This window comes from Bradyrhizobium diazoefficiens USDA 110 (genome assembly GCF_000011365.1).
In the GTDB taxonomy this organism is placed as follows: Bacteria; Pseudomonadota; Alphaproteobacteria; order Rhizobiales; family Xanthobacteraceae; genus Bradyrhizobium; species Bradyrhizobium diazoefficiens.
In genome coordinates this window covers 2,072,704-2,094,820 of the sequence record NC_004463.1, presented here as the reverse complement: position 1 = coordinate 2,094,820, position 22,117 = coordinate 2,072,704, and the positions used below count along the sequence as shown (strand labels likewise).

The following is a 22,117-nucleotide window of genomic DNA, read 5'->3' as shown; positions in this document are numbered from 1 at the left end:
ACGGAGCATTCATCAGTATCCGAGCAGCCAAGATGGCGAGGCTTGGCCGTCATCAGCGACGGCGACCGCTTCCGCGCGGTAGTTTTCGTCGCCTTCGACGAAGATGACGATGTATTTCGTCACGACGCAGCTCCCTCGATCGGATCATTTTCGCCCGCCAGAATGGCCTCGGCCTTTGCGATGGCGACGTCCGCGCGTCGGCGCCAAAGCTCGACATCCACTGAGCCTTCCTCCGGAGCGTGGATGAGTATCTTGAGCAGACCGAGCAGCACCTCGAAATGGCCGGCCTTGCGCTGGACCTGCTCGCCGAAACGTGAGGGAAACGCCAGGCGCCGGCCGCTAAAGGCAGCGTCGCGGCCTTCCCAGGCACCGGTAACATAGGTATCGCCAGACGTTTCAACGTCCGACCTGTTGTCGTCCCAGCCCTCGTCGGCGATCGCGAGATCGCAGGCTTGGTCGAGCGTTTCGGCTTCGTAGGTTCGCTGCCGATAGATCGGCAAATGATAGGTCGTCTCGATGGTGAAGAAGGGCACGATAGCCTCCAGAATGCAAAAGCCCGGCTCGCGCCAGGCTTTGGTGAGAATGGCAGTGAAAAGACGCGGGACGGCCGAAGCCGCCCCGCGTGCTCGAGCTATTCGGCCGCGATCATGCGCGACTCGTCCGCTTCGTCGTCGCCGGCGAGGAATTCCGGCAGCGCCTCGCCATCGCCCTCGGGCTCAGCGGCATCGACAGCCGCCGCCAGTTGGGCGTCGGGCATCCGCAGGGGCTCGGGCAGCCAGCCGGCCTCGGCCAGGAGGCGCTCGGCCTCCTTGGCCATGTCGCCCTTCTTCAGATGATCGATGAGCTGCGCGGCCTGCTCGCCGGCCCCCTCCCGCACCGCCTCCAGGATGCGGAGCTTCGGGACGCGGCCGAGATAGTTCTCGACGGTCGGGCGCCAACCGGACTCCACCATGTCGAGATCGACGGCCCGGGCGATGCGATCGGCCTCAGTGATCCGGTGCTCGACGGTGTGCGGCGTGATGCCGCCGCCGTAGCGGTCGCCCTTCTCGTAGAGCGCGTTGACGCCGAATGAGGCGCAGTGCGCGAAGAGCGCCGCCTGCTCGTCGGCGGTGAGGCCGCTGAGCCAGTCCCAGAGATTGGCCTTGTCCCTGGGCAGGCGCTCGTCCCAGGTCTTGTGGCGCGCGTCGATTGCCTTGGCCGCCGAGCTGTCCTTTAAACCCGGCGCCTGCACCGGGAAGCTAGCGTTGCGCACTGAGACCTCCATTGCCGTTCCGTAGGAGGAATAGCGGATGAAGACGTCGAGGCAGAATTTGTGCAGCACCGATTGGAAAGCGACCGAAGGCGTGATCGCCAACTTGTCGCGCAGCGCCAAAGTCCGCTCCGCCGTGAGCTCGGTGAGCAGGCGGTCCGGCAGCGGTTTCACCGCATCATCATCCTCGTCCTCGGGCTCCTCATCCTGCCCGCCGATGGTGATGACGGCGCGCTGGATAGCCGGCGCTGATGGTTCAGCACCGTCCAGGGCCGCGGCATCGGGTTCACTGCCCCTGCCCTGCTCTGGCTCCGTCACGGGCACTTCGTCCTCGGGTCGGACGTAGCCCCGATCAACCAAGAGCTTGCCTTCGGCGTCGATGCCGACGAACACGCCCGCGCGGGCGATGTCGGCAGGCTGATAGATGACGGGTCGATCATTGAAGGCGCCGAGGGCCGTCTCGATTTCGCCAAGTCGCTGGTCTACCTCGTCGGGTAGCTCATCCGCGCCGTCATGCTCGGCTTGGAGCCTGACATATTCGGCCTCGAGCGCCTCGATGGCCGCCTGCTCTTCGGTGGTGAGATCGGCAAGTACGCCGTCCAGCTCGCGCAAGCCGCGAGCATGGCCGTAGGGGAAGTCGATCGCGACCTCGATCCACTTCCAGCCTTCGGCGGCGATCGTTTCCGCCTCCGCCTTCAACTTCTCAGCGACCAGACGGTCGAGCAGAGCGATGTCCTCAAGCCAACCGCCATCGTCGGACTGGAACAAGTCGCGCAGCACCACGCCACCGGCCGCCTCGTAGGCGTCGAGGCCGACAAACACGGCGCGCCGGTCGGAGGCGCGCACCGTTTTCTCCGTCAACATGCGGCGGATTTGATAGGGCTCCTTCTGCCAAGAGCTAGAGATGGCCTGCCAGACCTGCTCCTGGCGGCCGTGATCCGCGGTGACGGTGAAGGCCATCAACTGCTCGAGCGACATGCCGTCGTCGGCATAGACGTCGAGCAGCGCGGGCGAGACCGAGGCGAGACGCAGGCGCTGCTTCACGACGTTGACCGAGGTGAAGAAGGCAGCCGCGATGTCCTCCTCGGTCCGGCCCTTCTCACGCTGAGTCAGGAAGGCGCGGAATTGGTCGAGCGGGTGCAGCGGCTCGCGCTGGACGTTCTCGGCGAGCGAGTCGTCCTCGCCGAGAATGCCGGTCGCCGGATCGCGCACGACACAGGGCACCGGCGCGGTCTTGGCCAGGCGCTTCTGTTTCACCAGCAGCTGCAGCGCCCGATAGCGGCGTCCGCCGGCCGGGATCTCGAACATGCCGGTCTCGCCCTCCGCGTCGAGGACCGGCCGGACATTGAGGCTTTGGAGCAGGGTACGCCGGGCGATGTCCTCGGCCAGCTCCTCGATGGAGACGCCGGCCTTCACACGCCGGACGTTTGACTGGCTGAGCACCAGCTTATTGAAGGGAATGTCGCGCGAGGACGACAGGGTGATCTTCTGAACGGCAGTAGCCATGGGTGATACTCCGCGACGGGCAACCCAAAGTCTCTCTCTGGATCTCCAACCCGTCATGAAGCGCGGCGCCGCCCTCTTCCTCTCAAGGGCAGCGTCGCAAACCGACGATCAGGACAAACGGAAAGGCACGAAGCCGGAGACACGCCTTTCCGCATCTTTCGGCTTTCCGGGTATCAGGCTGCGCGGTCGAGCAGCGTCTTCGCGCGCGCCTCCATATCGAGTCGTGCATCCTGATGGGTCTTGCCCCGCGCAACCGCTGTGATGCCTTGCACGAAATCGAACACGCTTTCGGGCTTGCGGCCTTCCTCCGTTAACACCCTCTCGATGATCTTCGCCGTCTCGGCCTTCGAGAAGCCGCGCTTGCGCAGGAACTCGTTGCGGTCGTCGTCAGTGCGCGCGACGATCTTCTCCCGTGCGGCCTTGATGCCGTTGACGAAGGGCATCGGTGAGGAATTGGCAAAGCTGGCCAGCGCCGGGGCCGCCTCGTGGGCAAACCGCGAAGCGGCGTATTTGGAGTGGCGGATGGTGATCTCCTCGAAATCTTCCACGCCCCATAAATTGCGGTTCTGGCAGACGGCGCGGAGATAGAAGCTCGCCATGCCGAGCGTCTTCGCTCCCACCTCGGAATTCCAGCAGTAGAACCCGCGGAAATAGAGGTCGGGCGAACCGTCGCGCAGCCGGCCGGCCTCGATCGGATTGAGATCGTCGACCAGGAACAGGAAGACATCACGATCGGACGCGTAGAGCGTCGTCGTATCCTGGCTGATATCAACGTTCGGATTGTAGACGCCAGTCGACCAGTCGAGCACGCCAGGCACCTTCCAGCGTGTGTCGCCCGTGCCATTGCCGGCGATGCGCTGAACGGCTGCCACGAGTTCGTGGTCAAAGATGCGCCCGTAGGTGGGCCCGGTGACTGCACGTAGCTCGACTCGACCCTCTTCGATCTCGAGCGTCTTCATCTGCTCGGCGGAACGAGAGGTCAAGCCGTATTGCAGGTTAATGCCGGCCAGCGGCGCCGGCAGCTGACGGAGGTAAGCCGCCGGCGCTCCAACCAGGCTGGCAAGTTGGCCGAAGCTCCAGTGCGTCGGTGCGATCGGCGCGTCGGAGCCGGGCAGAGTCAGCGTCAGGCGCTCGGGGTTGCCGCGGTTGGCATCAACCCGAATCGCAGCGCTGTCGACCGTTCGGATCCGGCTACGCTCGGTCCGGCGGTGCACGGCGGCGTAGAGGTCTGACAGCGAGAGATAACGCTCATCCGCTGGTCGCGAGAACCACTCCGACGATACGCGGCCGACGCGCTCGCCGCGGGTCACGTCCACCTTGTAGCCGCCGACGTGGTCGCGGCCAGCGCTCAGAACTTCGACTTGGATCATGGTTCATCTCCACGACAGGCGCCGGAGGCCTCTCCTCCGTTCTTCAACCCGTCATGGCGAAGCCGGTCCGCCCTCTCACTCTAATGGGGCATTGCGGGGTTTCCCCGCAGAAGGGGTCGGCCGAGACCTCGGCTCGGCCGCAGGGGAAAGCTTTCCCCATAAAGGCACGTAGTTTCAAGGAAGCGTCATTCTCCTTTGGTTAGTCGCGGTGTATTGTCAGAAGCAAACAACTGGGGGCTAAATGCGTGGAAGGTGAAGCAGAGCCGGCAGATTCGCCGGAGGCATTTCTTACGACATTGGGAGAAAGCCTGAAGCAAAGAGAAGGTGTCGATGCCGGCCTAGCGGAGATCCTGAAGACGTACATCCTGAAGGCGGCGCCCGCTCAGAACCCCGTCGCTCAGGCCAAGGATGCCATCCTGAAACTCGCAGGCGAACGTGCCAATCCTCCAAAACCGGAGGTGGCCAATGGCTGACCCTTACTTCCTCCAATCCTTGGGACTTTCCGGGTTCCGCGCGTATCTCCAACCAAAGACGTTCGATTTCAGCAAAAAACGCTGTCTGGCGATCTTCGCGCCGAATGGCAGCGGCAAGTCCAGTGTCATCGATGCGCTGGAATTCATGTTCTCCAAGGATGGCACACTCGAAAGGCTCGGGCAGCGCACTATCAACAATCAGGCCGGCCCCGTCGCAATGGCGCACAATCTGTCGGAGGAGGCGAAGATCGCTCCGGCGGTCACGATTGGCGTCGTTTCGGGCAAGGATGCCACCAACGGCAGCCGACCGGCGACGGGGACGAAGCGACCGATACCGGCGGTGGCCACGACTTTGAACGCCTGCTTCGCGGTGCCGCCGATCATCCGCGGGCATGCGCTGCGCACGTTCGTCGAAATCCACACGCCCGAACAGCGCTACACGGATGTCGCCAATTGGCTGCAGCTTGGCCCGCTGGTCGAGGTGCAGAAGAATATTCGCGCGCTGCGCACGCAGGTGAAGGCTGCCTCAGAGGACGGCACGGCACTGCAGCGCGCAGACACCCAGCTTGCTCGGAAGACGGCCCAGGTGGTGAAAGCCTGGGATTCGGTGGCGATCCTCGCTTACGCCAACACGTCGGTCTTGGCTCCGCTCGACGCGGTGCTAGTGCTGATGGCGCTGACGGCTGGTGATCCGGCCTATATCGAGCTGGAAGTGCGAGCCAAGGCCGAAGAGAACAAGATAGGGCTTGCAGGCCTGCGTCAGATCAGCAATGCGGCGGCCGCTTTGTGGTCTGAGGTAACGGACGCGGAGAGCGGCAAGACCGTCGTCGGCGGCGCTATTCCGACCTTTGATGCGGCCTTGGGGGCGCTGTCGGCCGCCGTCGCGGAGGAAGCGGAGGAGCGCGGCAAGGCGGCGAGCACTATGTTTCAGGCTTTGTGGAAAGCCGCAGAGCCGCTTTTCGCCGAAGGTGTACCGGCGCCTGCTGTATGCCCAGTCTGTGAAACGCCCGTAACCGACTCGGCGGCGGGCAGTGCCGGGGCCATCCGAGAACATATCGCCAAGCATCTGGAAGAGCTGGCCGATTATGCCGCCGCCAAGAAGGTGCTCGACGCAGCCAAGACCGCGGCGACCAAAGCTCATACCCAATTGGTGGCGGCGTTACCGGGGCTTATTGGCCTCCTCGGCGACGATGAAGCGAAACTGAAAGCCGATCTCATCGCATATCAAACTGGCATCGCCGGCTGGCCTCAGGCTGCCGTGCCGGCTTCGGCCGATATCGTTGCCTCGATCGCCAAGCTGCTCGCTATGCTCGATCAGGCCATCGTCGACATCGAGTCGAAGCAAGGCGACCACACCTATATCAAAGCCAAGACGAAGATCGATCGGCTGCTGGAGCTACAGAGCGAGCGGGACCTCGCCCTACGGACGCGAACACAGCTGGGGAAACTCTCCGACGCGTTGACGGCGCAGGCGACGATAATCTCGGCCGAGATCCGCAAGAAGGTGCAGACTCTGCTCGACAAGCTTCAGACGCCGATGAACGACATCTACAAGCGGATCCAGGGCGCTGGCGCCGCGCCAATCCGGTTGGAGTTGCCGGCGGAAGACGACACGAACCAGCAGCGGCTCAACCTCCTGATCGATTTCGCCAAGAACCGCACGGGCGTGCAGCCGGGTGGCTATTTGAGCGACTCCCAGATCCATTCGGTGGCGCTGGCGTTGCGCATGGCTGCAATCAAGCAATTTAATGCAGGCGCGCCCATCATCGCGCTCGACGACATCGTGACCTCCTACGATGCGGATCATAGGCGCACTATTGCCGGACTCATCGCCACCATGTTCGGAGACTGCCAGATCCTGATCACCACGCACGACGAGCGGTTCTTCAATTATTTGAAGGATCAGCTCGAGGCGAAAGCGTGGCACTTCACCCGGATCATTGGCCTCGATCCGGCCTACGGGCCGCGTTTCGCTGATCACAAGGTCAGCGATGAGATGATCGAGGCGCGTTGGGCGGCGGGCCAGTCGGCGGCCAACGAGATGCGCCAGGCGGAGGAGGAGTGGCTTCTCGGCATCTGTCGGGATTTCGGGGTCAGCGTCCGCATCCGACCGCTGGAGAGGGCCTATTCCTACGAACGCAGCGAATTGGCCTCTGCGCTCGCCGGCCTGCTCAAGGATGCCAAGCTAGTGCCGGCGCTGGTGCCGGGCGTCAACAACCGCTTCCTCGACAGTCTGGTGAAGGGCGAGATCGAGAATTTCGGCAGCCACTTCCAGGACGGGCCCTATGGCGACAGTTCGATTGGTGACGAGAAAGCGCGCTGGGAGGAGTTCAAGACCTTCCGCAGCCAGTTTGCCTGCAAGAAGTGCAGTCGAACGAAATTCCAGCGGCCCTTTACTCTCAAAAAGCCGGTATGTGCGCATAATGGCTGCGAGGCGCAGTTCGAGTTTGCGGCAGCAGCAGGGGCGGCTTGAATGGGGGGGGCGTTCGAGACCCGTCGAGCTGGCGACACGCAGCTTCGAGAAGCAAGGCGACGCAACGGCGTTCTTCAAGGCCATGCTGAACCGCCACCAGCCCGGTGAGCGAGTGAGCGACGAGGATGGCCTCGACGTTGCCGCTCTTCTCGAACGCCACACCGAATATGTTGCCAAGGTGGGCTGTGGCGTCAGCCATTTTCAGGTTATGATGACCGAGCATGGGACGCAATGCTTCCGGATCATCCGCACCGACGGCAGCGGCACGGATTTCTCCTATCCGCACTGCATCTCCCAGCGACCACCCAGCCGTAAGCAGGAGGTCGCCCAAGCCTTTCGACGCGCGGTGCGCTTCGATCTCTACAAGGCCCGCGATAATCTCTTCGCCACCCACAGCGGTTCTGACGGTCTGGTTTCCTGCGCCGTGACGGGCGAACGCATCGCGCAGGACGAGGGGCATATGGATCACCGTCCACCGATGACCTTCGAGGTCATCGTGACGACGTTTCTTTGCGGGCGCGGGCTATCACTCGACAATGTGCCGCTCACGACAGGCAAGGATGATCAAGTCTCGCCTGAGGTGACGGATAATGCCCTGAGCGAGGCGTTTCGAGCCTACCACGCTGGGATTGCGCGGCTCGATTTCGTGCGGAATACGGTCAATCTGGCACAAGCCAGTCGGCATCGGCTGAAGGACGGCCGGATTACGCTGACAGGATAGCCACTGCCGGTCATGAGCGTTTCGCCGCGCGTTCCCGTCTCACCGGGCACTAGGAAAATATTAAGTCGGCGACGATGCCGTCGTCGTCCGACACCACTCGGTCAAGCTTCGAGGAAGGATGGGGATGGGCGATGATTCGGGGATTTTCAAGCCAACGACCTTGTGATAAAACATCTGCTATATCTTTCCAGATCAGAGGAAACGTCACACTCCATGCCGTCCACCAGCGCCCAGCGACTTCGCGCGCTCGACCTCCTGAAGACCCGAGGAATGCTCCGGCTGAAGGATTTCATCGCCGAAGGCATCGGCCCGGAGACGCTTGCCCGTCTTGTTCGGGAGGAGGCAGTCGTCCGCCCAGCACGTGGGCTCTATCAACTCCCCGACGCCCACCTCGAGGCTGCCCATACCCTCGCCGAGGCAGCAGTTCTGGTTCCAAAGGGTGTGGTCTGTCTTACCTCGGCCCTCCAATACCACGAACTGACGCTGCAGATGCCGTCGGCTGTATGGATGGCGATCGATCGCTCCGCCTGGCGACCCAAGATCGATTATCCACCTATCCGGTTCGTGCGATTCACCGGATCGGCGCTTACCGAAGGGATCGAGCGTCACCGCATTGAGAATGTCGACGTTCCTATCACGGATCCGGCGAGGACAATTGTCGATTGCTTTCGCTACCGAACCAAGATCGGCCTTGACGTCGCGATGGAGGGGCTGCGCGAAGGCCTCCGCCGTCGCCGATGCAAGCCGGATCAACTCTGGCATTACGCTCGCAAGGCGCGGGTCTGGTCGGTCATGCGTCCCTACGTCGAAGCAATGGTGTCCGATGGCGCGTGAGCCTCGCAACATCGGCGCATCAGTGCGAGCGCGGCTCCTCGATCGGGCACGTGCCGAGCGATCGGACTTCCAGATTCTCCTGACGCGATATGCGCTCGAGCGTCTGCTCTACCGGCTAAGCGCGTCGCCGCACCGCGACCGCTTCATCCTCAAAGGTGCGATGCTCTTCGTGACCTGGATAGCCGATCCGTTTCGGCCTACGCGCGATCTGGATCTGCTTGGCCACGGCGACCGCGACACCGAAGCCATTGCCGAAACCTTCCGGGCCATTTGTGCGCAGCCGGTCGTCGATGACGGTGTGACGTTTGATGTCGCAGCGCTGATGGCGACCCCGATTCGTGAGGAGCTGGAATATGGTGGCGTGCGGGTCCGCACAACGGCAACTATCGCCGGGGCGCGTATTCCGATCCAGGTCGACATCGGTTTCGGCGACGCCATTACACCCGCGGCGGTCGAGATCGACTATCCCACCCTGCTGGACGCCCCAACGCCGCACCTTCGCGCATATCCGGTCGAAACAGTGGTAGCTGAGAAATTCGCAGCGCTCGTGACGCTCGGCGTGGCCAACAGTCGGCTCAAGGATTTCTATGATCTCTGGGTAATCTCCCGAACATTCGAGCTTCGCCGGGCCGCTCTTGCCGAGGCAATTCAGCGGACCTTCGAGCGACGCGGAACGGTCCTCCCATCCGTTGTCCCGGTCGGTCTGACCGATGAATTCGCGGAAACATGGGCCGCCCAGTGGCGCGCCTTCCTGGAGCGCGATCGGATGGCAGCCGCACCGGATGCTTTTGCCGTTACCGTCGCCGATCTCCGCCTCTTCTTGATGCCCCTGGTCGTCGGATTGAAAGAAGAACGAATTTGGCCGCCGAGCGGGCCATGGTCGCCGGGAGCAGCAATCGATGAGGCATAGCGGGATCATAAATTTACTCCGTTCCGCATGGCGCGATTGACGAAGAAAAGAGCCGCGATCGCGGTTTGGGGGTAAGTATGGATAAGAAGCACTTTTATCGCGTAGGCAGTCACTCAGGCGCCTGGGACGATCTACCCACTGACCCAGATGAATTGGATTCCCTGACCAATAGCGCTCGAAAGCATATCGAGCCGTGGCTCTCTGCTGTTTTCCAAGCAGAGCACCTCAACCTGCTGCTCGGCAGTGGGTTCACCACAGCGGTTGGTTACCTGGGGGGCGTAGGGGCCACAGGCATGGCCAAGGTTACATTTGGCACGTCATATGACGCCGCGATCGACGCGCACGCCCAGGCCGGAGCGACGGCGATGAAAAGAGGTGCGGCAAACATCGAAGATCAGTTTCGAAGTGCGCTTGCTCTGCTCGAGGGGTTGGGGGTCATCGACAAGGGAGCAGAAAACACCCTCAAGAAGGGCATCGACGCCCAGATGTCTGGCTTTCTCACTTCATTGTTGAAGACGGAAAGCGGGATTGTTGCTGGAAAGGATCCCGCTTCAAAAGATGCTGCCCTAGGTGCTCTGCAATCATTCCTGCTGAGTTTTGCGAGCCGCGCTGCATCTCGTGAACGTTTGCACGTCTTCACAACAAACTACGACCGCCTGATCGAACATGGTTGCGATTTTGCAGGTCTTCGGATCATCGATAGATTTGTCGGTGCCCTGAACCCGGTCTTCCGGGCGTCGCGCGTTGAAGTTGATGTCCACTACAATCCACCCGGCATTCGGGGTGAGCCGCGGTTCATGGAGGGCGTCATTCGCCTCACTAAGCTCCATGGTTCACTGGACTGGTTTTTTGATAAGGACGAACGGCGGATCTATCGCAAGGGCATCCCATTCGGAGCGCCTGCGGATCATACCGACATTCCCAAAGAACCCGTCGATACGGTCATGATCTACCCCAATCCTGCGAAGGACGTCGAAACAACGCAATATCCGTATGCGGAGCTCTTTCGCGATTTTGCGGCCGCAGCTTGCCGACCTAACGCCGTTGTCGTGACCTACGGATATGGGTTCGGCGACGATCACGTGAATCGGGTGCTATTCGATATGCTCACGATTCCGTCGACCCATTTGGTGATCATGGCCTATGCGGCGGACGATCGCCTCAAAGCATTTGTTGAAAAGACGCGCGATGCACAGGTCTCGCTGCTGATCGGGCCGCATTTCTCGGATCTTGCAACGTTGGTCGCAAACTACCTGCCAAAACCGGCGCTCGACTACATATCGGGTCGAGTGACGGAATTGTTGAAGCATCGCCCAGGCGATCCGAAACTCAACGATCCGGCTACTGTGCCGCTTTCAGCGACTGCAACCGGGCCGATATGAGGCGATCATGACAACTCCAATCGAACGATTGTCGGGCCTTGTTGTCGGTGTCGTCGAATCGGTTGCGCCTGACGAAGTTCGGGCGCTTCTTGAACTGGACGCTCCGCACTCCACGGCATTGAATACTGGAGTTCCGGCGGGGTTTCCGCGTCTCAATGGGTATGTGCTCATCCCAAATGAAGCGGGCGCGACAGTCGCCTACATAACCTGGATTGGGATCGAACGCTCTCCTTATCCAAAGCGCTCTGGCCTGAAAGACTTCGGCCTGATTGATCTTCCATTCCCGCTCCGAAAGATGTCGCTATCGCCGGTGGGAACGCTGACCTCTCGGCGCGACCGCGCCTCGGGTATGACCAGATACGAACTCTCCCGTGGCGTGGTCGCGTTTCCGTCAGTGGGGGACCAAGTTCTTATCCCGACCGCCCCGCAGATCGAAGCCATCGTGGGCGCGAGGGACGACGATAAGAGAGTCAGAATAGGATCGTCGCCGATGGCGTCGAGCGCGGCCATCATGGTGGACCCTGACAAGCTTTTCGGTCGGCATCTGGCCGTATTGGGAAACACCGGTAGCGGTAAATCATGCACGGTGGCGGGTCTGATTCGATGGTCTATGGAGGCCGCAGAGAAGTCCCTCAAGGAGGCTGGCAAGACGGGGGTGCCCAACGCGCGGTTCATCGTTCTCGATCCCAATGGCGAATATGCCAGAGCTTTCGCTGATCGCGGAGACGAGCTGCGGTTGTTTCGTGTTCCGCCCGTGACGGGAGGAGAGCGGCCGCTCGATGTCCCTGCGTGGCTCTGGAGCGGGCACGAGTGGACCGCAGTCGCTCACGCCCAGCCAGGGGCACAACGCCCGTTGCTGATGCAGGGGCTGAGGGAGCTGAAGGCCGGCCAAACGGAGGGAGTTCCCAGAGAGGCGATGATTCGGCGCTACCTTGGTTCTTATTCGATTCGGATCTCGGCGATGCTGAACACTGGCACACAGGCTTTCGGGGGCGCAGCAAAAGCAAGATTCGAGTGCGCACGGCTCCTTGAAACGATCGCGTCAGATTGTTCGCAGTTTGGCGGGGAGACCCTCGGTACCGCTAGTGGCGCTCTTGCAGCGATTTCCACGACGATCACGGGAATTGTAGATGGCCGGCGATCAGGTAATTTCTTCAACGATTTTACGATTTCCGACCTCGAAACGATCCGCAGTGCGCTGGACACATTGGCTCAAACGCTGCCGGATATCGGTCACGCAACCCTTATCAGTGAGGACGCCCCACAGTTCTTCGACGTAAATATTCTCGCCGAGCATCTTGACCGGGTGGCAACCGAGCAAGGAGGTAATCTCGCGGGGTTTATCTCGACGCTCGGGCTGCGGATTCGCGGTATGCTCGCTGATCAGCGGCTCGGCGCCGTGATCGGTCGCGATCCACCGACTTCCTTTGAATCCTGGCTAAAGGACTATATCGGCGACGACGGGGCGAGTAACGGCCAGATCGCGGTTGTCGATCTGTCTCTTGTTCCGTCCGAAATCGTCCACATCGTCGTTTCAGTTTTGGCGCGGCTGGTCTTCGAATCGCTTCAGCGATATCGCCGTGGCCATCCGAAGGGCCAGACCTTGCCGACCGTACTCGTGTTGGAGGAAGCCCACACATTCGTTCGACGCGGTAAAGATGATGATGGTCCTGCGTCATCTCCAACCCAACTTTGTCGCGAGGTGTTCGAGCGTATCGCTCGAGAGGGGCGCAAGTTCGGGCTCGGGCTCGTCCTTTCGTCGCAGCGACCATCGGAGCTCTCTCCAACGGTTCTCGCCCAATGCAACACGTTTGTGCTGCACCGTATCGTCAATGACGCGGACCAGAACCTCGTCGCACGCCTTGTCCCAGACAATGTAGGTGGACTCTTGCGTGAACTGCCGAGTCTTCCGTCCCGCCAAGCGGTTCTTTTGGGCTGGGCAGCGCCGATCCCGGTGCTGGTTGAGGTCGATGAATTGCCCGATGCGCAGCGGCCGCAGTCGGCGGACCCGGATTTCTGGAAGGTGTGGACGCTTACCGAAGAGCGTGGCGTCGATTGGGGCGCAATCTCCGAAGAATGGTCGGGCGCTCCTCCGGTGCATGATCCGGAGGAATAATAAACACAATGATCCGTATCCTTCACACGGCCGATTGGCATATCGGTCAAACTTTACGCGGGTTCTCTCGGGAGCACGAGCACCGCAAGGTGTTTGAGCGGCTCGAAGAGATCGTTGTGGAGCGGGATGTCGATGCCCTCATCATCGCTGGCGACGTGTTTGACAGCCAAAACCCCTCTGGGGAAGCGCAACAGCTCTTCTACAATACGCTCATGCGGCTGAGCCGCGCGAATCCGCGCATGGCTATGGTGATCGCTGCTGGCAACCATGATGCAGCTGGTCGGTTGGAAGCGCCGCGGCCTCTGTTGGAGGCATTCAACATCCGCGTCGTGGGCAATGTGCGGCGGCGCGAAGGGCGAGTCGAGGCGGCCCGTCATCTCGTTCCTATCGCTGATACAAGCGGTTCGGTGGCTGCTCATGTGCTTGCAGTCTCCTACCCAACCGCAGCATGCCTTCCGAATCTGACGCGGCTAGATGGTGAAGTAGAAGAGCTGGCCCCGGTTGTTTGGACAGCGCCCCGCTGGATTTAAGTGGATTCCTGCCGGGTTATGCTGAACGCGGGGCTTTACGATTTTGTCGTTGCGTCGGGAGGGCGTAGCCCGACCAGAGCGACGACAAAATCGTCGGCGACGGTCATGCGGCCATCACCATAGCTTGCGTGCCGAAGTAAGCCTCGTCGGGCGTGCGCCCGTCAAGGCTCGAGTGAGGGCGTCCCTGATTGTAGAAGGCCAGATACTTGGCAATTGACGCTCGCGCCTCGGACACGCTGTCGTAGGCGCGGAGATAAACTTCTTCGTATTTGACCGTGCGCCAGAGCCGCTCGACAAACACGTTGTCGCGCCAGGCGCCCTTGCCATCCATGCTGATGGCGATCTTCGCGTCCAGCAGCACATCGGTGAACTCGAGGCTGGTGAACTGGCTGCCCTGGTCCGTGTTGAAAATCGCGGGCCTGCCGTGCTTCGCCAACGCCTCCTGGACCGCTTCGACGCAGAAGGCCGCCTCCATTGTGATCGAGACGCGATGGGCCAGGACCCGTCGGCTGAACACATCGACGACCGCCGCGAGATAGACGAAGCCACGCCGCATCGGAATGTAGGTGATGTCCATTGCCCACGCATGGTCGGGCCGCTCGATCTTCAATCCGCGCAACAGGTACGGGTAGATCTTGTGACCCGGAGCCGGCTTGCTCGTGTTCGGGCGACGATAGACCGCCTCGATCCCCATGCGCTTCATCAGCGTCGCGATGTGGCGGCGACCGGCGTATACCCCCTCCCGCCGCAGCAACGATCGCAGCATACGCGCTCCCGCGAAGGGATAATCGAGATGCAGCTCATCGAGCCGACGCATCAAGGCAAGGTCCTCGGCCGAAACTGGCCGAGGTTCATAGTAGACCGTGCTGCGAGCCAGCTTCAGGACCTTCGCCTGGCGCACGATAGAAAGATCATGACCGCGGTCGATCATCGCTTTGCGCTCAGCAGGCCCGCCTTGGTGAGCGCGCCGGACAAAAAATCGTTTTCCAACGCCAGCTCGCCGATCTTGGCATGCAACGCCTTCAAATCGACCGGCGTCTCGGCCGATGTCTTGTCATGCCCAAACACGCCGGCGGCGCCTTCCAGGAGCTGGTTTTTCCAGATCGTGATCTGGTTCGGATGAACATCAAACAGTTGCGCCAGCTCCGCCAGTGTCTTGTCTCCTTTGACCGCAGCCAAAGCAACCTTCGCCTTGAATGCCGGAGAATGCGTCCGGCGGCTCTTCTTCGTCATCTTCGCTCCTGATTCGCAGCAAGAATCCTCGCCGCTGTCAGGCAGAAAATCCACTCAAGCTACTGTCCGAATTTGCGGGGCCAGCTCTTAGACTCGCCCGTCATCGCTGGCGTGCGGAGCCTCTATGCTGAATTGGTCGACACGTTACGGGGACCGATGGATGGTCTACCGTTCGTCCTAACGGGACACCTCCATGTCGCGGGCGGTATTGAGTCGGAAGGCGCGGAGCGCAGAATTCTAGTTGGTGGCCAGCATGCTGTGCCGCACGACGTGTTCCCGGCGGAAGCGAGCTACGTGGCGCTTGGCCACTTGCATAAGGCTCAGGCCATCGGTCGTGATACCATCCGCTATTCTGGTTCACTGATTCCCTTGTCGGCGACGGAGATGCCTTACGCGCACGGGGTCACTCTTGTGAGCCTCGACGGAACAACGGTTCTATCCGAACATATCCCGATCGACCGGCCAGTTGCCTTCGTCCGCCTTCCTGAGGCGGGAGATATGCGCTTGAACGAACTTGGTGATCATCTGACGGCAATGAACCTCTCATCGGACCTGCCGCTTCATAAACGGCCATTCGTCCAGATCAGGCTTGCCCGGGAAGGGTTATCGCCCGGGTTCAGAGAGGAGGTCGACCGCATTGCGGAGAGCTTTCCGGCGCGCATCGTCGACACCCGTGTCGCGGCAATACCCGAGGCGTCAAACGACGTGACTTCCGCCGATCCTATGATCCGCCTTGCGGAAAGAGATCCGGAGGATCTGTTCAAGCTCGCATTTGAACGCACCTTCGGCGTAGCCCCGGATGCCACGCATCTCGATGTCTTCCACCGCGCACAGGCGGAGACATAGCCATGCGGATCTTGGCTATCCGCGGCGAGAGTCTGGCAAGTCTTGGTGCTCCTTTCGAGATCGATCTTGCCGCAGAACCTCTTGCAGGTTCCGGCCTCTTTGCCATCACTGGCGAGACCGGCGCCGGGAAATCGACCATCCTCGACGCGCTCTGCCTCGCGCTCTATGGCGAGTATCCACGCGTCTCTGTCGGTCGACGGGAGAATGCGCCCGATCCCAGTGGGGAGGCGATTTCAATTCATGATGGCCGAGCGATCCTGCGCCGAGGCGCCGGCAGCGGATATGCCGAGGTGGATTTCGTTGGGCAGGATGGCGAGCGCTATCGCGTCCGCTGGGAGGCCAATCGGGCGCGAGGGCGAGCAAATGGGCGGCTGCAGAATGAGCAGCGTTCGTTGTATCGACTCGACGACGGCAGCGCGGTGGCGACTGGCAAGACTCAGGTCCGTGAGGCGGTGGGGAGGAGAACCGACCTCACATTCGACCAGTTCCGGCGAACGGTGCTCCTCGCACAGGGCGAGTTCGACGCTTTCCTGCTCGCCGCCGAGAGCGAGCGCGCAGAATTGCTGGAGAAGATCACCGGTACTGAAATCTACGCAGCGATCTCGGTCCGCGTTCACGACGGCACGGACGCTCGACGAAGAAGTGTCGAGCAATTGGAGCGGCGTCGAGACGACATCGGGCTTCTTGATGACGAAGCCAGGCAGGCGCTGTTGGACGAGCAGAGTCAGCTTGCTTCAACCATTGCACAGAAAGGCGCGGAGCGCGATCAACACAACGAGCGGTTAGATCACTTCAAGCGCGTGGCCGCCGCCCGCAGCGACCTCGCGCGGGCTGAGGCTCAAGCGGTCGCAGCGCACGCGGCGCGCGAGGCAGCCGCTGATGAGTATCAATCTCTTGCCGAACTCGATCTTGGCGAGCCGCTTCGTCCGCTAGCAGGCGATTTGCAAAATGCACGGCGGACGGCAGCGAAGGCCCAAACCCGTCTCGACGGTTTGCTTATTGCACGCGAGGAAGCGCAGAAACTACACTCGGAATCTACAACGCAACTGGCGGACGCGGTAACCGCCAACGGAGCGGCAGAAGAGGTCCTCAAGAATTTTGGTCCCCTTTGGAACGAAGCCGAAAGGCTCGACGCCGAGCTGGCGGCAGCTCGGACCGGAGTTTAATGATACGCTGGAAAAATCGCAGCAGGCGGAAGCGACACTGCGCGAGAAGGCCGATGCGCTGGCAACGATTGATGAGACTCTCGGTCAGACATCAGAATCGTACCGCACCACTGCGGCGCAATTAAAAAGCCGATCGGATCGCGTTCTTCTTGCTGATCGTCTTGGCGATGCGATGGACTTGTTAGCGAAGCGGGGAGCGCTCCAACAGGAGCACGCTGCAGCTAGGGTGACGGCCGCTGGAGCGGAAGAAACAGCTACGCTGTCGCAAAATGAAATAACTGCGCTGCTGGAGAAGCTCACCGAGGATCGCGAGCGAAAGGATGGCTTAAGTCGTGAAATCGGTGATCGTAGAGCTAGTCTCGCCGGCATCGATGAGGCGACGCTCCACGAACGAGACGTCAACCTGCAACGCGCGCTTGAGGCTCTGCGCGAGGCCAGCACCGTCTGCGACCAGTATACTCGGGCATCGGCAGATCTAACACGGCGGGAATCGGAACACACGCTGGCGGCTCAGGCGGTAAGCACAGCAAAAAGCCAGATCGTTGAAGCTGAAGCGGACCAGCTCCGCGATCGGACCGCGCGTGCGGAAATTGTTCCGATCGCAGAGCTCGCCGACGAGGCGGTCTCATCTGAGGCCATTCATCTGCGCAGCCTGCTGGCTCCAAATTTGGCCTGCCCGGTGTGCGGCAGCACCGACCATCCCCATCTTGCGCATCCAAGCACGCTGAACGAAATAGCTGCTAGGCTTCGCCGTCGGCGCGAAGAACTTGATACCGCGTTGACCGCGACGGGCCAACGTTTGGACGCTGCAACGCGCGCGCTTTCCGCTGGAGAAGCGCGCCAGGCGGAGACAAATCGCGGCATCGATGTGGCACGTGGACAAGTTCTGGCTGCCAACAGCGCTTTTGGCGAACAGTGGTCGTCGTTGAACGATCTCTGCACGAAGGCTGGGATCGAGGGGAACGCACCTCCCGTTCTCGATGACCAGGCTGCGTCGAAACTGGCGGCCCTCATCTCAGTCGCGATCGCAGAACGATCCGCCATTGCGTCTCCGCTCGCAAGCGCCCGGCGTCTTCGGACAGAGATCGACAGTTTGCAGCGGAAGCATGACGCGCTCGGTGAGGTGATCGAGACGACCGCGCGCTCCATCGACCAAAGACGTTCTAATTTCCACGCTGCGCAATTAAAGGCAACTGAGTACACGGTCCAGGCGGCGGGCCTTGCTGAGCGCCTCATTTCCATCAGCCGTGAAATCACGCCGTTTCTTGCTGCCGCAGGTCTGGCCGTCGACCACCTCGATGTCGATCCCGCCGGTGTTAGCCTCACGCTGTCAACGGTTGCGACGGAGTACGCCGCCCTGCGCGAGCAAGTTGGCCAGCTTGAAATGACGCTCCAGCGCCTGGCGCCCGAGCGTGCGGCGGCGGACGCCTCGCTTCGGCACGCGCAGGCCCAGGTAACGGCGGCGGCTCTTCTTCTCGATCAGCGTCGCCTGGCCGAGGGAGAGAAGGCGCGTGCCAGAGCAGAACTCCTCGATGGCGAGGCGACAGCAAGTCACCGGGCTCGGATCACCGAGGCTTGCCAGACCACCCGTGAAGCTCTTGCTCGTGCGCGCGAGACAAAATCGACCACAGATGCAGCGTTCCAGGCGGCCGGCGCTCGCTGCGACGAGGCCGCCGCTGGATTGGAGACCGCCAAAGGCCGTAACGCGTTAGCCGAAAAGGCATTCAACGCCGCCTGCATGGATATTGCTCGCCCGCCGGATCAGGTTGCGGCGCTGATCGCAACCGACCCAGCATTGAGTGGAGCGTTACGGGTCCGAATTCGGGAGATCGATCGAGGCGTGAACGATGCGGGCACCGCAGTGCTGACGCGTCAGAATGACCTAAACCGGGCGCTGGAAGGGTTCAACGAGACCACCGATGTCGAGGAATTGGCCGCAGTCGTCGCGACGTTGGGAACCGAAATCGGAGACATGCAACAACTGACAGGTGGACTTGCCGCTACGCTCGCGCGAGACGACGAGGCGCGCCGCGCCGCCGCAAATCTATCCGCTCAAATCGAAACTGCGAAAGCGGAACTCGTAATCTGGCATGCAGTCGACGATGCTATCGGCTCGGCCAGCGGTGATCGTTTCCGTCGCTTTGTGCAGGGCATTACGCTCGACCACATGGTGCAATTGGCGAATGATCATCTCCACGCATTAACACCCCGCTATAGGCTCGCGCGAGGGGCTGCGTCCGATCTCACGCTGCATATTATTGATCGCGACATGGGCGACGAGGTCCGCGGCACCCGAAGCCTGTCAGGCGGTGAACGCTTCCTCGTCTCCCTTGCGCTGGCGTTGGCGCTGTCAGGTCTTGAGGGTCGATCGTCCTTTGTCGACACGCTGTTTATCGATGAAGGCTTTGGATCGCTCGATGCGGAGACGCTCGACTTAGCAGTAGATGCGCTGGAGACCTTACAGGGCAGAGGTCAGAAGGTTGGCGTCATCACACATGTCGCTGCCATGATCGAGCGGATTGCCGTGCAGGTGCGCGTGGAAAAGCGCGGTGCGGGCCGATCCGAAATTAGAGTATCTAATAGCATGGGAGCCGCATGGCCTACGACGAGTAGCGCACAATAATATCAGGAGAAGCGACCTCGGAGTGTTCAGGCCGGAAGAGGAGATACATGGAGAAGTATCATATCAAGCTGACTGAGAGCGAGGCCGCGATACTCGCGAAGGTCGATCTCTGGGAATCTCATCGCAATCATGATGAGGGCCACGCAGCTTATAAAGCCAATGCGCAGCCGATCCTTACCTTGCTCCAATCTCTGAGCGATAGATCCGCAATTCCCCAAGAAAGACTGAATTACTGGAATGACCCCCGATACCATCAGGGGAGGATCAAAGCGTCGCGTAAGGGTCTATTCGAGAGAATGGTTGCAGAGGTACCGACATTTACACGCATCCACATTTTATCCGTTATCTTCGATATTTTCTGTTTGGTGCCGATCTTCCCGACGACGTCATTGCAGCATTTGAGGAGAAAGTCGGTAACCCACAGTGGGTTTCCTCTAGTGATGTCATTCCGATCGGTAAGGATGCTCGGGATCTCACCCGCCAATATCGTCTGGACAAGACGGATGCACCCGAAGAGTTCTTTAAACTTTGCCTCGACATGGGGCTTAGCTTGACGACAGCCGAGAGCGTCATGCGGCGGTCAAACAAATTCGATAGAATATGGACAAACTGACGCTGAACTATGTCTGGGAGCGGATACCGGTCGTACTGCGGCGGACGGGAAGAGGGCAGCGCTTGCGCGTTCGACTTCCCTTCGCAGAAGCGAATCGCCAGTGGCTTCAGAATGATAGACGAACGTCGCCTATTTGGATTGCCGGCAAGAAATACTGGGAACTGCCGAAAGCTTGGTTCAACGATTTCATTGAACGCTCGTTGGCCGAATATGGCAAGGTCTACGTTATTCAGCCCTACCGTGAGCAGGAGAAATGCTCTCCTGCGTGCCAGAATGCGACTGGGCATGAGTGCCAGTGCTCCTGCATGGGCCTCTATCACGGCGCCGGAAATGACGGCAGTTGGTTCGAGGTATCCGATACTTTCGCTGCGCGTTGGGGCGAGCAGGAGCTCGCCTGTCGACTAATGACGGCGAGGTAGGATGTCTGCTGGGGGAGGATGCATTTTGACCAAAGGCTCGGCCGACCGGCTGGCGGCAGCGCCATTGTCGTGCTTGTTGGGTTTAGCGATGCGTAAAGGGGAGCAATAAACGTGCTCTATGCCTGGGTCGGCGACCAGAAGCGCGCCCCCGTCGCGAAGGGAGAACGGACCACGTGTCGCGACTGCGGCGGCTTGCTCACCGCCGTCATGCCCGTCGAGAACACGTCCCACTGGCGGCACAAGGCGGGTGATTGCGATCCCTGGAGCGAGCCGGAGGGAGCCTGGCACCTCGGCTGGAAAGAACTCTTCGACATGTCCTGCCGCGAGATCGCTCTACGCGACCCGACGACAGGAGAGCTGCACCGCGCCGACGTCCTCGTCGGCAGCGGCACCCCGCGCGCGACCGTCCTTGAGCTGCAGCACTCCTCGATCAGCGAGGATGAGCGAAACGCGCGGGAGGCCTTCTATCGGCGCGGGCACCGGATGTTCTGGCTGGTCCACATTCACAGCGAAAGCTCGTTCCTTGGGACGTACTTCAATATGTCGCTCGATTTCGGATCACGGGTCGTAAATCTCGACGGCAAGGAATTCGCGATCATGCGCTGGGTGGGCCCGAACAAGCAGTTCATCGAGAAGTGGAAGCGTGCGGTAGCCCACGTCTTCTTCAATGCAGGGCCTTACATCTTCTACCTTGCAGGCCCCGGCGTAGCGTCTCGTCTTGGAGGCCCCTTGAAGCGCGGCGAATTCGCTCTCTGCGCCCTGACCCGCGATGAGTTTCTGCGAGCTGTCCGCTGGGAGGATACTGCTCCCTCTTGACGGCTTGCTCGTATTGAGCGGCGCCACGCCAGAGCACTTTGCATGGCTGCCGGTATTCCTGATTAAACACAATGCGAGCGCTCGGGACAAAGCTCGCTGACAGTAGAAGGTGATGTTTGCCAATGAAGATATTTTGGTCATGGCAGAGTGATCGCGATCCGAAGTTGCATCACTACTTTGTGCGCGATGCGCTGAAGGACGCCTGCAAGCTCATCGCCATCGATCCCGACTATGAGGAGGCGGAGCGTCCCGAGGTCGATCACGATACCAAGAATGTCGCTGGAACCCCGGACATCACGAAGACCATCCTGGAGAAGATCGCCGGCGCGAACGTCTTTGTCGCGGACATGACCCCGGTGGGCATGACCGCCCCTGCAGCACTTCAGCCCAACATACCTGCCGAAAAGCGTTCCGAGCCCAAATACCTCCAGAACCCGAACATCATGTCCGAACTCGGCTACGCCGAGCATGCGCTCTCACAGGGCCGCATCATTCTCGTAGCGAACGGCGCGCATTATCCCGGTCCCGTGGCGCTTCCCTTTGACTGGCGTCACCGAAGCGGCGCGAAGGTCTACACCCTCAAGGATGGAGCCACGAAGGAGGAGATCAAGGCCGAGCAGAGGCGCTTCGCGGAGGTGCTGAAGAGCTGCATCCTGCCCATCCTGGCTGAGCAGGCTCCGGTAAAGGCACCACCACCCCCAATTTCCTGGCAACCGTCGAGCAGTAGCGATCCGACCATTTGGCCGGCGGCTGAGAAGAAGCTCGAATTTCGCAACAATGCAATGGAAGAGCGGCGCCGGAATGTCCAACTGGGAAAAGGGACGCGGATCTTCGCGC

At 60.9% G+C, this 22,117-nt stretch carries 16 protein-coding genes and 1 pseudogene; 12 read left to right on the top strand and 5 right to left on the bottom strand.

Annotation, left to right across the window (positions count from 1 at the left end; translation table 11 throughout):
* Positions 1 to 119 precede the first annotated feature (119 nt).
* The 3 genes from BJA_RS09595 to BJA_RS09585 form a co-directional block, all read right to left on the bottom strand.
* Positions 120 to 533, bottom strand: a complete 414-nt coding sequence (locus BJA_RS09595; RefSeq protein WP_028176020.1) for a hypothetical protein — start codon at positions 531 to 533, stop codon at positions 120 to 122.
* A 98-nt stretch (positions 534 to 631) separates the two neighbouring features.
* Positions 632 to 2,755 carry a ParB/RepB/Spo0J family partition protein gene (locus BJA_RS09590; RefSeq protein ID WP_028176021.1) on the bottom strand — a complete coding sequence of 708 codons (2,124 nt, stop codon included), beginning with the start codon at positions 2,753 to 2,755 and terminating at the stop codon, positions 632 to 634.
* Between the two features lie 173 nt (positions 2,756 to 2,928).
* Positions 2,929 to 4,125, bottom strand: a complete 1,197-nt coding sequence (locus BJA_RS09585) for a hypothetical protein (RefSeq protein ID WP_011084732.1) — start codon at positions 4,123 to 4,125, stop codon at positions 2,929 to 2,931.
* Positions 4,126 to 4,370: 245 nt separating this feature from the next.
* Here BJA_RS09585 and BJA_RS09580 point away from each other — a divergent pair, with 245 nt between their 5' ends.
* The 8 genes from BJA_RS09580 (at position 4,371) to BJA_RS09545 (ending at position 13,564) form a co-directional block, all read left to right on the top strand.
* A complete protein-coding gene (locus tag BJA_RS09580) occupies positions 4,371 to 4,598 on the top strand; it encodes a hypothetical protein (RefSeq protein ID WP_131234255.1) in 228 nt (75 codons plus the stop codon).
* On the top strand, positions 4,591 to 7,071 hold the full coding sequence (locus tag BJA_RS09575; protein WP_231166584.1) for an AAA family ATPase: 2,481 nt from the start codon (positions 4,591 to 4,593) through the stop codon (positions 7,069 to 7,071). The genes BJA_RS09580 and BJA_RS09575 overlap by 8 nt, the downstream gene beginning before the upstream one ends.
* Positions 7,046 to 7,792, top strand: a complete 747-nt coding sequence (locus tag BJA_RS09570) for a DCL family protein (protein ID WP_018647872.1) — start codon at positions 7,046 to 7,048, stop codon at positions 7,790 to 7,792. Before BJA_RS09575 ends, BJA_RS09570 begins: the two co-directional genes overlap by 26 nt.
* 213 nt (positions 7,793 to 8,005) lie before the next feature.
* The gene (locus BJA_RS09565) at positions 8,006 to 8,626 is read left to right on the top strand and encodes a type IV toxin-antitoxin system AbiEi family antitoxin domain-containing protein (RefSeq protein ID WP_026312796.1); all 621 of its coding nucleotides are present in this window, start codon (positions 8,006 to 8,008) and stop codon (positions 8,624 to 8,626) included.
* Positions 8,616 to 9,536 carry a nucleotidyl transferase AbiEii/AbiGii toxin family protein gene (locus BJA_RS09560; protein ID WP_018647871.1) on the top strand — a complete coding sequence of 307 codons (921 nt, stop codon included), beginning with the start codon at positions 8,616 to 8,618 and terminating at the stop codon, positions 9,534 to 9,536. The genes BJA_RS09565 and BJA_RS09560 overlap by 11 nt, the downstream gene beginning before the upstream one ends.
* Before the next feature lie 77 nt (positions 9,537 to 9,613).
* Entirely contained in the window at positions 9,614 to 10,918 is a 1,305-nt protein-coding gene (locus BJA_RS09555; protein WP_011084727.1) for an SIR2 family protein, read from the top strand.
* Between the two features lie 7 nt (positions 10,919 to 10,925).
* Positions 10,926 to 13,034 carry an ATP-binding protein gene (locus BJA_RS09550; RefSeq protein ID WP_011084726.1) on the top strand — a complete coding sequence of 703 codons (2,109 nt, stop codon included), beginning with the start codon at positions 10,926 to 10,928 and terminating at the stop codon, positions 13,032 to 13,034.
* 8 nt (positions 13,035 to 13,042) lie between these two features.
* Positions 13,043 to 13,564: a metallophosphoesterase family protein gene (locus BJA_RS09545; protein ID WP_011084725.1), complete on the top strand. Its 522-nt coding sequence runs from the start codon at positions 13,043 to 13,045 to the stop codon at positions 13,562 to 13,564.
* 103 nt (positions 13,565 to 13,667) lie between these two features.
* Here BJA_RS09545 and BJA_RS09540 read toward each other — a convergent pair.
* A protein-coding gene (locus BJA_RS09540; RefSeq protein ID WP_109866565.1) for an IS3-like element ISRj2 family transposase occupies positions 13,668 to 14,797 on the bottom strand; the annotation gives its coding sequence in 2 pieces (ribosomal slippage) (positions 13,668 to 14,545 and positions 14,545 to 14,797; 1,131 coding nt in all).
* Between the two features lie 156 nt (positions 14,798 to 14,953).
* Between BJA_RS09540 and BJA_RS09535 the strand changes: the two genes are divergently transcribed.
* The 4 genes and pseudogenes from BJA_RS09535 to BJA_RS09520 all read left to right on the top strand — a co-directional run bounded on the left by BJA_RS09535 (position 14,954) and on the right by BJA_RS09520 (position 21,280).
* The gene (locus BJA_RS09535; RefSeq protein ID WP_018648594.1) at positions 14,954 to 15,643 is read left to right on the top strand and encodes an exonuclease SbcCD subunit D; all 690 of its coding nucleotides are present in this window, start codon (positions 14,954 to 14,956) and stop codon (positions 15,641 to 15,643) included.
* Positions 15,644 to 15,645: 2 nt separating this feature from the next.
* Positions 15,646 to 19,432, top strand: a pseudogene (locus BJA_RS09530) (AAA family ATPase).
* 600 nt (positions 19,433 to 20,032) lie between these two features.
* A complete protein-coding gene (locus tag BJA_RS09525) occupies positions 20,033 to 20,464 on the top strand; it encodes a hypothetical protein (RefSeq protein WP_018648597.1) in 432 nt (143 codons plus the stop codon).
* 111 nt (positions 20,465 to 20,575) lie between these two features.
* Positions 20,576 to 21,280, top strand: a complete 705-nt coding sequence (locus BJA_RS09520; RefSeq protein ID WP_011084720.1) for a competence protein CoiA — start codon at positions 20,576 to 20,578, stop codon at positions 21,278 to 21,280.
* Positions 21,281 to 21,417: 137 nt separating this feature from the next.
* Here the strand turns inward: BJA_RS09520 and BJA_RS09515 are convergent, their stop codons facing one another.
* Positions 21,418 to 21,750 carry a hypothetical protein gene (locus tag BJA_RS09515; protein ID WP_080668322.1) on the bottom strand — a complete coding sequence of 111 codons (333 nt, stop codon included), beginning with the start codon at positions 21,748 to 21,750 and terminating at the stop codon, positions 21,418 to 21,420.
* Positions 21,751 to 22,117: the final 367 nt, after the last annotated feature.

Coding starts and splice junctions, on each gene's coding strand:
- BJA_RS09590 (WP_028176021.1), bottom strand. CDS start 2,755: ATGGCTACTGCCGTTCAGAAGATCACCCTGTCGTCCTCGCGCGACATT.
- BJA_RS09585 (WP_011084732.1), bottom strand. CDS start 4,125: ATGATCCAAGTCGAAGTTCTGAGCGCTGGCCGCGACCACGTCGGCGGC.
- BJA_RS09575 (WP_231166584.1), top strand. CDS start 4,591: ATGGCTGACCCTTACTTCCTCCAATCCTTGGGACTTTCCGGGTTCCGC.
- BJA_RS09565 (WP_026312796.1), top strand. CDS start 8,006: ATGCCGTCCACCAGCGCCCAGCGACTTCGCGCGCTCGACCTCCTGAAG.
- BJA_RS09560 (WP_018647871.1), top strand. CDS start 8,616: ATGGCGCGTGAGCCTCGCAACATCGGCGCATCAGTGCGAGCGCGGCTC.
- BJA_RS09555 (WP_011084727.1), top strand. CDS start 9,614: ATGGATAAGAAGCACTTTTATCGCGTAGGCAGTCACTCAGGCGCCTGG.
- BJA_RS09550 (WP_011084726.1), top strand. CDS start 10,926: ATGACAACTCCAATCGAACGATTGTCGGGCCTTGTTGTCGGTGTCGTC.
- BJA_RS09545 (WP_011084725.1), top strand. CDS start 13,043: ATGATCCGTATCCTTCACACGGCCGATTGGCATATCGGTCAAACTTTA.
- BJA_RS09535 (WP_018648594.1), top strand. CDS start 14,954: ATGGATGGTCTACCGTTCGTCCTAACGGGACACCTCCATGTCGCGGGC.
- BJA_RS09525 (WP_018648597.1), top strand. CDS start 20,033: ATGGACAAACTGACGCTGAACTATGTCTGGGAGCGGATACCGGTCGTA.
- BJA_RS09515 (WP_080668322.1), bottom strand. CDS start 21,750: ATGCTCGGCGTAGCCGAGTTCGGACATGATGTTCGGGTTCTGGAGGTA.